8 protein-coding genes are annotated in these 9,902 nt (G+C 38.9%); 3 read left to right on the top strand and 5 right to left on the bottom strand.

Annotation, left to right across the window (positions count from 1 at the left end; genetic code table 11):
- Window positions 1-335: 335 nt before the first annotated feature.
- Together AC27IF_RS14105 and AC27IF_RS14110 are read right to left on the bottom strand one after the other, a co-directional pair.
- Window positions 336-2,597: a xanthine dehydrogenase family protein molybdopterin-binding subunit gene (locus tag AC27IF_RS14105; protein ID WP_487054979.1), complete on the bottom strand. Its 2,262-nt coding sequence runs from the start codon at window positions 2,595-2,597 to the stop codon at window positions 336-338.
- Window positions 2,594-3,082 carry a (2Fe-2S)-binding protein gene (locus AC27IF_RS14110; protein WP_487054980.1) on the bottom strand — a complete coding sequence of 163 codons (489 nt, stop codon included), beginning with the start codon at window positions 3,080-3,082 and terminating at the stop codon, window positions 2,594-2,596. Before AC27IF_RS14110 ends, AC27IF_RS14105 begins: the two co-directional genes overlap by 4 nt.
- 116 nt (window positions 3,083-3,198) lie before the next feature.
- Between AC27IF_RS14110 and AC27IF_RS14115 the strand changes: the two genes are divergently transcribed.
- The 3 genes from AC27IF_RS14115 to AC27IF_RS14125 are packed head-to-tail and all read left to right on the top strand — an operon-like array spanning window position 3,199 to window position 6,082.
- On the top strand, window positions 3,199-4,227 hold the full coding sequence (locus tag AC27IF_RS14115) for a sialic acid TRAP transporter substrate-binding protein SiaP (protein ID WP_487054981.1): 1,029 nt from the start codon (window positions 3,199-3,201) through the stop codon (window positions 4,225-4,227).
- The gene (locus AC27IF_RS14120; RefSeq protein WP_487054982.1) at window positions 4,202-4,783 is read left to right on the top strand and encodes a TRAP transporter small permease; all 582 of its coding nucleotides are present in this window, start codon (window positions 4,202-4,204) and stop codon (window positions 4,781-4,783) included. Before AC27IF_RS14115 ends, AC27IF_RS14120 begins: the two co-directional genes overlap by 26 nt.
- An 18-nt stretch (window positions 4,784-4,801) precedes the next feature.
- Window positions 4,802-6,082 carry a TRAP transporter large permease gene (locus tag AC27IF_RS14125; protein ID WP_487054983.1) on the top strand — a complete coding sequence of 427 codons (1,281 nt, stop codon included), beginning with the start codon at window positions 4,802-4,804 and terminating at the stop codon, window positions 6,080-6,082.
- Window positions 6,083-6,155: 73 nt separating this feature from the next.
- Here the strand turns inward: AC27IF_RS14125 and AC27IF_RS14130 are convergent, their stop codons facing one another.
- The 3 genes from AC27IF_RS14130 to AC27IF_RS14140 are packed head-to-tail and all read right to left on the bottom strand — an operon-like array spanning window position 6,156 to window position 9,782.
- Window positions 6,156-7,235, bottom strand: a complete 1,080-nt coding sequence (locus AC27IF_RS14130; protein WP_487054984.1) for a glycoside hydrolase family 117 protein — start codon at window positions 7,233-7,235, stop codon at window positions 6,156-6,158.
- Window positions 7,236-7,243: 8 nt separating this feature from the next.
- Window positions 7,244-8,188, bottom strand: a complete 945-nt coding sequence (locus AC27IF_RS14135) for a sugar kinase (protein ID WP_487054985.1) — start codon at window positions 8,186-8,188, stop codon at window positions 7,244-7,246.
- Window positions 8,189-8,216: 28 nt separating this feature from the next.
- Window positions 8,217-9,782: a sugar porter family MFS transporter gene (locus AC27IF_RS14140; protein ID WP_487054986.1), complete on the bottom strand. Its 1,566-nt coding sequence runs from the start codon at window positions 9,780-9,782 to the stop codon at window positions 8,217-8,219.
- Window positions 9,783-9,902 lie beyond the last annotated feature (120 nt).

The raw sequence follows: 9,902 nt of genomic DNA on the forward strand, positions 1-9,902 counted from the left end.
TAATATTGTTATTTTGTTGAGCCACATAAAACGAGCAGATCTTGCTTAAGTAACCCTATTAATTTTTGACTATTTAACAAATAGCTAAATATCTTAAGATCAAACCTACTAAAAATGCAAACATATTATGTTTAAATTTTTAGCATGTTAATGCAGCTACATGATAACTAATAAGATCAATGTGAACAGAAATTAAAATATATACACAAAAACCCACCTAATTGAGTAAGTTTTGTGTATATATCGTGCAAGGTGACGAGGAACTGCTTAAGTGTAGAGAGATAGATTTAGAGGAATGGATGGCGTGTTTATCAAGGGCTTATCCATATTTTTATTTAAACATTATAATATTTGTTTAAAGGTAAAGTACGCCTCCTTTCTCCTGTGGCCGCAAATATCGCATTAGTGATGCTAGGCGCAACAGGCGGCACGCCCGGCTCTCCAACTCCACCAGGTACATTGTCAGCGGGATTGAGAATATGTACGACAATTTTTGGTGTTTGCGACATTCGAGTTACGGGATAGTCATGAAAATTAGATTGAGCTACCTGACCACCTTCTATACTAATATTACCCATTAGTGCGATAGATATTCCAAATATCATGGCGCCTTCCATTTGTGAATGAACGCGATCAGGGTTAATCGCTAGACCACAATCGATTACGCAATGTACTTCGTTTACTGTTAATTTACCCGCTTTTACTGTGACTTTACTCGCAACGGAAACATAACTGACAAAGCTGCGATGCACAGCAACACCCCATCCTTGCCCTTCTGGTAAGGTTTCGTGTATTGGGGTTTGTTTAATTAAAGTTTCGAGTACTTCTTTGTACCGTTTTGTTGAATACGGATGACGCGCTAAAGTTTCTGAGTAATTAGTGAAGTTAAAACCATACTCAGCTTTATGATCAATATTACGATCTTTACCTAAGGTACTTAACATAAACTGCGCAGTTGGTATTTTGACTTGCTGAGCTATTTCATCTAGAAAACTATTCATAGCAAAAGCATGTTGAATATTACACACTGAGCGCATCCAGCCAATTCGAACATGAGCTGTGGCTTGTGCTTTTTCCATTAAAACATTATCGACATCATAGGCAAAATCAGCAAAGCCTAAACTTAATTCAAAATCTTGTGGTGTATCCGCTTGATGGTTAAATGTTGAGGCTATTGTTGGATAGGTAGTTTGGCCATGCCAGGTGGTAATTTTACCTTTACTGTCAATACCCGCTTTTAAATTTTCGATCGCTCCAGCATGATAGTAGCCATGTTTAATATCATCTTCTCGACTCCAAATAACTTTAACCGGTCGTTGGGTTTTATCTGCTAAAAATATCGCTTCATTAGTAAAGTCTGTTTTAGATTTACGGCCAAAAGCTCCACCTAGTAGTGTAGGCTGTACAATAAAGTTTTCTTCTGGCAACTTCAGCATCGCCGCCGCATTTGCCATAACAGATTGCGGATCTTGTACGCAAGCCCATACATTACAAACACCGTCATTAAACCATGCCGTTGCCATTGGCGGCTCCATGGGTGCATGGACTAGGTAAGGCGTTTGATAACTCGCCTCAACTATAGTTTCAGCATCATTAAACCCTTGTTTAACATCGCCTTTTTCACTGAATAGTTGTGGCGAGGTTTTAAGGTTATTTTGCCAAGTAGCAAATTCTTTTTCGGAGTTATAGGATTGATTTTCTCCCAAGTCCCAGACAATATTTAACGCCTTCCTTCCCTCTAATGCAGCCCAAGTATTTGTCGCTAACACTGCCAGCCCAGATAAAGGAAAATACACCACAGTTTCCCGGGTTGTAGGCATTTCAATCACATCAACCACACCAGGGATTTTTAAAGCCTCACTGGCATCAAACGACTTCACTTGCCCATGAAGTACTGGGCAACGCTCAATTGAAGCCACCAACATATTAGGTAGCATTTTATCAATACCATAATCTGCTTGCCCCATTGTCATCTCTTTTAAATCAACAATAGGTACTGATTTTCCAATATAATTATATTTTGCTGGTGACTTAAACTGTATGGATTTCGGATCTGGTACTGCCAGAGTACTCGCAAGTTCAACAAGAGCACCAAACGGTAATGACTTATGCGTGTTTTTATTCTTAACAAAACCTGCTTGGGCATACACGTCTTCAAGGGGAACTTGCCAAAAGTTAGCGGCGGCTTGCTCTAACATAATCCGCGCCGAGGCGCCCATTTCTCGTAGTTTGTCAAAAAACAAACGAATACTCGTTGAGCCATCGGTATTTTGATCACCGTATTCTTTATTTCCTAATCCTTGAATTACGTTAACTTTCTGCCAGTCAGCTTCTAATTCATCCGCAATAATTTGAGGAATACCTGTTTTAGTGCCCTGTCCCATTTCAACGCGATGAGTGACAATTTCGACGGTAGAGTCCGTTTTAATTGCAACAAATATATTTAAGCGCTGAGCTGAGTCAGTTACGCTGTTTTGAGCACTCTGCGCTATTTTAGAGTTGGCTTGCGTTAATGTACTACAGGCTAATAATAAACCACTACCCGTTACCCCCGAGTAAGTAAGAAACTCACGACGTGTTAATTTAGACATTTTCATTTTACTGCTCCTTCATTGTTCGCTAAGGCTTTAGCAGCTTGTTTAATGGCTTGCTTAATTCGTGGATACGTACCACATCGGCAGATATTGCCTGACATATGGTTATCAATGTCTTCATCTGTTGGCTGAACATTATTTTCAACAGCGCTTTCTATTAAAGGTAGTGCATTCATAATTTGGCCCGATTGACAGTAGCCGCATTGCGGGACATTGTTTTCTTGCCAAGCAATTTGTATTTCATGATCTCCATGCTGACTAACGCCTTCAATCGTTTTAATTTTTGTATTTTTTGCAACAACCACAGGTGTAATGCAAGAACGGATCGCTTGACCATTAATATGAACAGTACAAGCACCACACAGCCCTTTACCACAACCATATTTGGTGCCCGTTTTTTGCAGTAAATCTCGTAACACCCATAACAATGGCATATTGTCTGGTGCATCAACTTCATATGTTTGCTCATTTATATTTAATGTGATCATCGTAAAGGCTCTCGTATTAACTGTTTATTTATCGATACATTTGTTGCTTTTATGCACTCTAACATGTTTAAATATTTAAATGTTAACAAAATACAACAAACAAAATGCAACGTGTGATGTTTTTACTATCTTACCAAGCTTCAATTAATCTTTATTTTATACAACCCAACATCAGCCGTTTAATGTTACTCAGCATTTTCTGTTGTACTCTATACTCTGGCTACACTGAAGCAGCACAACCAAAGCGCCTAACATGGGCTCATGTCTATGAAACATCAGAGCCTTTACATAAATGGGCGCTCTGGGCCAGTAAAGAAATTAGTCAACAAACTAATGGCCGCTATGAAATAGACGTTTTTCCTACATCAATAATGGGAAAAGAAGCAGATTTAAATCAAAGTTTAAGTTTAGGCACTACTGATATAATTTATACCGGCGCTAGTTTTGCCGGCCAATCATACCCACCAATATCGTTAACAGAAATTCCGTATATTTTTAGAGACTACCAACACTGGCAAGCCTTTACTGAGAGTCTATTATTTCAAAAAATGGTTCAGGGCTATAAACAAGCAACTAACGGCAACGTCATTGTAGGCAACATTTATTACGGTCAGCGCCACTTAACGTCACATAAGCCGATTTACACCCCTGATGATATGCGCAATATAAAATTGCGTGTGCCCAATGCCACTATTTATAAAATTTTTCCATTGGCTGTTGGCGCAAACCCAAGCCCCATTGCTTTCTCAGAAGTCTATTTGGCATTACAACAAGGTGTTGTAGATGCACAAGAAAATCCCTTACCAACCATCAAAGCTAAAAAGTTTTATGAAGTGCAAAAGTACATTAGTTTAACTGGCCATATACAAGGTTCAATTCTCACTGTGGTTAGTGATAACTTTTGGCAAGCTTTATCCTCTTCTGACAAAGCTATCTTTTCAAAAGTATTCAAAGAAGCTTCACAAGGTGTTTCAACGGACATTCGTACAGCAGAGCGTGAACTCATTGCGTGGTTTAAATCACAAGGAACTGAGGTTTTAACCGTTGATCGTAATTTATTTAGAGCAAAAGTATTATCGAGCCACCAAACAGTAAAAAAAGCGTTAGGAGCCAAATATTATGACGGAATACAAAACATCAAATAACCATGACAATAGTATAGAGAAGCAAGCGGTAAGTGATTTTCATATGGAAGAAGATGAGCACTTTTCATATAAAGATTATAACATTGAAGATTGGCTCGCCTTTATTCTTTTCTGGCTATTAGCCTTGACAGTTTTTTCACAGTTTATTAGCCGCTACCTATTTTCAGTGCCACTAGGTTGGACTGAAGAAATAGCACGCTATCAACTAGTTTGCTTAGGTTTTATTGGTGCCTGTATCGGCATTAGAAGAAATAATCATATTTTTGTATCCCTTTTTCATCGCTGGTTACCAACAAAGCTTTCACATGCGATATATAAATTTATTGCGAGTTTAAATGTCGTTTTCATTGCTTACTTAGCTTACTTTGCTTGGCAAATAATCCCTAAATTACATATTCATAAAATGGCGTCTATTGCCGTACCTATCAGTGTGATATACGGCATTATCTTTGCCAGTTTGTTAATTATGTTATTACGAAGCGGCCAGTATTTACATCAAATATTGACTCAACCTGACATTTTATCCAATCAAAACAGTCCAACAGGCTGCGACTAAGGTTTATTAGGAAAACATATGGTTATTGCAACATTATTTATATCACTCTTAGTGATGATTATCTTAGGCTTTCCAGTCGCTTTTGCTTTGGCTGGCTCAGCACTGTTAGCCATCATGATTGACGGCCAAGTACCTGAACTTGTAGTACTACATAGAATGGTTGGCGGTATTGATAGTTTTCCATTACTCTCTATTCCTTTTTTCGTTTTAGCCGGCGCATTAATGAATTCATCGGGCATCACTGCCCGTATTTTTGATTTTGCCAATGCCATGGTCGGCTGGATGCGTGGCGGCTTAGGCCATGTAAACGTTAGCGCATCAATTATGTTTGCCGGTATGTCTGGTGCTGCTGTAGCAGATGCGGGTGGCTTAGGTGCTATAGAAGTAAAAGCTATGCGTAATAAAGGTTACGACGCAGGTTTCGCCGTTGGTATAACCGCAGCATCATCAACAATAGGGCCAATAATCCCCCCTAGTTTACCCATGATTATTTATGGTGTCATGGCAGGCGCTTCTATTGGTCAATTATTTGCTGCCGGTTTCATTCCAGGCTTGATAATGGCAATAGCCTTAATGATCATGGTGGCTTATTATGCAAAGAAACGTGACTACCCTAAAGACATTCGATTTAGCATGACGCGTTTTACTAGTACCTTTCAAGCGGCATTTTTGTCATTAATGACGCCTATTATTATTATTGGTGGTATTTTATTTGGCATTTTTACGGCAACCGAAGCGGCTATTGCTGCGACAGCCTACGCACTATTTTTAGGCACCTGTGTTTATCGTACTCTAACTTGGCCCAAGCTAGTCAAGGTCAGTATGGAAACAATAGAAACTACCAGTATTATTTTATTGATTATTGCTGGCGCAGCTATATTTTCCTGGGTATTAACAAGCCAGCGAGTGACTGAAGATTTTACTGCTTGGATGCTAACCATCACAGACAATAAAACCGCCATATTATTATTAATGACGTTGATATTATTTGTGGTCGGTTGTTTTATGGAAACCATTGCCGCCATTACTATTCTAACGCCAGTATTATTACCCGTTGCTATTGGATTAGGTATAGACCCTGTCCATTTTGGCGTTATGATGGTGCTTAACCTTATGATCGGTTTATTAACACCGCCTGTAGGTATGGTGCTGTATGTTTTATCAAGAGTATCAAAGGTGCCCTTTGAAGAATGCGCGAAAGCGACTATCCCCTTTTTAATCCCCTTAGTAATTGTCCTAATGTTGGTAACATTTATTCCTGAATTATCTATGTGGTTGCCAACACTTTTATATCGTTAATACCTATAATACAGTGATTAAAAAAGCACGAAGATAAGTTCGTGCTTTTGTAAAATCGGTTTAGCGTGAAGAGTTAGGCAATATTTTGAAAGGTTCCTGCATCTAACACTTGCTTTCTTGGGGTAAATTTACAAATATAATTCCAGTTCCAACTCGCATCGTATTTATGACACAAGCCCCAAGCGATACCTGGTTTAGCTAGCTCAACACCTTCAGGGTCTCGGTACAAGCCAATCGCTTCAGGCGCTCCTTTAATGTGCGCCTTGATCTCAAAATTTATGCCATCAGGTGAAAACTGTACGGTATTTTTTTCAGGACCATCGGTGGTAAGCATAGACGCAATGCCACCTTGGTAATTCCATACAACCACTTCATGTCCACTATTTGAGATAGGATTATAATCGGATTTGATATAAGGGCCTTCAACATTTTTAGCGATAGCTACACCGTGTTTAATTTCACGGCCACCAAAGTTCATGCTTTCTCCCATCGTTTCGCCTTTATAATAAAGGTAGAATTGATTATTAAAAACAAGTAAACAAGGATCGTGAACTTTATGACTATCAAAACTACCTTTACTTTTCACATGAAAACGATTGTCTTCATCACCATCCCATTCACCATCTTTAGACGGGCTTAAAATAGGCTGTGCTGATTTTTTCCAAGGACCAAATGGATCTTCTGCCGTTGCAAGGGCTATTTCCTCATACTGGCGGTTAGTATAAGGGTACTGAACCGATTGATAAACGAGATAATATTGGCCATCATGAGCTAACACTTCTGGTGTAAACACCGCACGATCATCATACGAGCCAGCTTCACCACGTACAATAGCAACCCCTTGCTCTTGCCAATATTCACCATCTTCAGACGTGGCGTGCCAAACTTCCGTTAAATCCCAAGGAAACACTTTATCATCTGGGTTTTCAGAGCCAAAGCCTACGGTTTCCCCTTCACCTTTGGTATACCAAACATGATATAGATCGGCCACTTTAATAACTGAAGAAGGATCTCGGCGAATAACTCCTTCTTCAAAAGCTAAGTCACCTTTTAATGCATGGACATCAAACTCAGTTAACCATTGCGAGTCTTTCTCATCATAACCACGTTCAATTGCACGTTGGCTAGCTAAACTTAATTTTTTAGTTTTCATTTTTTACCTCAACAGAAAGACATATCAGCTTTGACTTGCTGATATGTAGGTTTTGCTAATATAGCACCTTTATGCTGTACAACTTGACCGGCAACAAAGCAGGCTTTTTTTATGGATAATGCAATATCATCCCCCGATAATCTTGCCGCTAAATAAGTACCAGCAAAAGAATCTCCTGCTGCCGTACTATCTACCTGAATAGGAGCTGGCTGAAAAGGTTGATGATGAACACAAATGTCTGTGTCAAAACCATAAACCCCTTCTGTACCACACTTGATAATAACTTCGCTATTACCAAACAATTGGCAATAATCAATAATTTCTTGGTGAGATTTATGATCAAATAACTGCTCATGCTCTTCAATGCCAGGCATAATAATATTGCTGACCTTATACGCCTTTTCTAACCAGTGTATGGCATGGGAATGATTGCGCCACATTTTTGGTCGGTAGTTAGGATCAAACGCTATTTTAGCCCCTTGATTTTTAAGCTTTGCTAACAGAGCGATCAATTTAGCTTTATCCTCATCGTCTAATACCGATAAAGATATACCACTAAAAAAAACGATATCACTGCCAGTACATGAAAGTGCCAAGTCATCGACACTTTGATAGGTCATCATCTGACTTGCCGCTGAGCCTTTGCGCCAATAGCTAAAGCTTCGCTCACCTAAACTATCAGTTGAAATGGCGTACAAACCAATTGTTGCTTTATTCGTAACAATCGCATTGGACTCGTCAATACCTTCATTGCGCCAATGAGATAGCATATCTTCACTTGGTTGGTCATTCCCTACCGCCGTTAAAAAGCTTGTGGTTAATGAATGATTCAACCTTTTTGCATACACTAATGCATTGTATGTATCGCCCGCGTATGATTTTTGAAATGTATCACTACTTAATGGGGTTAACTCCATCATGCATTCACCGACGGCTAGTAATTTACCTGTCATTTAGCTCTAAACCCTTCTAATTTTCTCGTTATGCCGCTGCAAATTCTGTTTCAATTTGCTCAATAGATTTATGTTTCGTTTCTGGGAGTAATTTATACAAAAAGACAAAACCAACAATGCCGCTAACTGCATAAAATAAAAAGACATTGGCTGCACCAATGTTATTTAATAGCCAAGGGAAAAATTGTTGAACGAAATAACTCATCATACTACTGATAAAAGCAAAAACCGGAATGGCTACTCCACGTACACTTGTAGGGAATATCTCTGAAAATAACACCCATAAAATAGGGCCTAAAGAATAATGAAAAGCGACAATAAACAGCATAATCCCGGTCATGACGACAGCAACATTAATATTAGTGGCACTTTGTAAGATAACACTTTCCACTTGGCGTAATTCAGACTCAGTCATATTCTCTTTAAGCGCAGCTTTGAACTCAATGTCAGAGGTAAACACTTTATCAGCTAACTTTTCTAGTCCCGAAACATCATGCTTTTGTTGAATCGTTGCAATTTCTTGCGTACTTAATTCATAAGTTGCGTTGCTAAAACCTATATGACAAATGAATAAACTGATACTAGCTAGAATTAAACCTGACATGAGTAATGGACGACGTCCCACTTTATCAATTAGAAAAATAGCGACTATGGTAAAAATCACACCAACAACACCGACAACAACCGCATTTAAAAAAGCAGCATCGGTACCGACACCAATTTGTTCAAACACAGTAGGCGCATAAAATAAAATGGCATTGATACCTGTCGCTTGTTGAACTATAGCTATAGTTAACGCGACAATAACGGCTTTACGGCGTCTAGTTGAGAATAAACTTTTAAACGCAGCAACCATAGATTCACTACTAGGGTCTGATGCTAAGCTATTTTTTACGTCAATAATTTCTTGCTCTGGATCCAAATCATGATCAAAGCTCGCGATGACTTGTCTGGCTTCTTCTTCTTTACCATTCATTATTAACCAACGCGGACTGCGAGGAATGGTGAATAATAATCCAAACCAAACAACGGCTGGAATAATCTCTAAGCCAAGCATCCAACGCCAAGTTTGAGTATCGAGTGCAACAGCTTGAACCCACTCATAACCAGATTGTGACAACATTAACAGGCCGTAATTTGCAAAATATGCCGCAGAAAAGCCAACAACAATACTTACTTGTACAATTGTCACCAATCGACCACGAATATTAGCCGGTGCTATTTCACCTATATACATAGCGGCGACGGATAATGAAGTAAAAGCAAAACCACCAATAAAACGCGCAATAACTAAGGTTTCAAAGTTTGGTGCAAAGGTTGAGGCGATAGCAGAGAAAATATAAATAAATGAGATACCGATGAGCATTTTTTTTCTGCCAATACGGTCACAAATATAGCCGGTAACTAGTAGTGCAAACAAAACAGCAAGGCCCGGCGCACTGACCATGGTGCCAATTTCCAAGTCTGATAAAGAAAACTCTGCAGAAACAAACTTCACCGTTCCTGAAATGAGCGCGGCATCAAGGCCTAAAATAAAAGCACCAAATGCGACAACCAAAGCACAGTAATAGACACTTTGCGAATTTGTTTTCATACACTTCCCCATTTTGCCAATATTAAAATAATTATTATCTTATCTATGGCTTTTAAATATTTTTCTTCATATTACCTTACATCCCAACAATTGTTAACAATTAAATATATACATTGATAA

This window comes from Colwellia sp. KS18-150 (assembly GCF_057551365.1).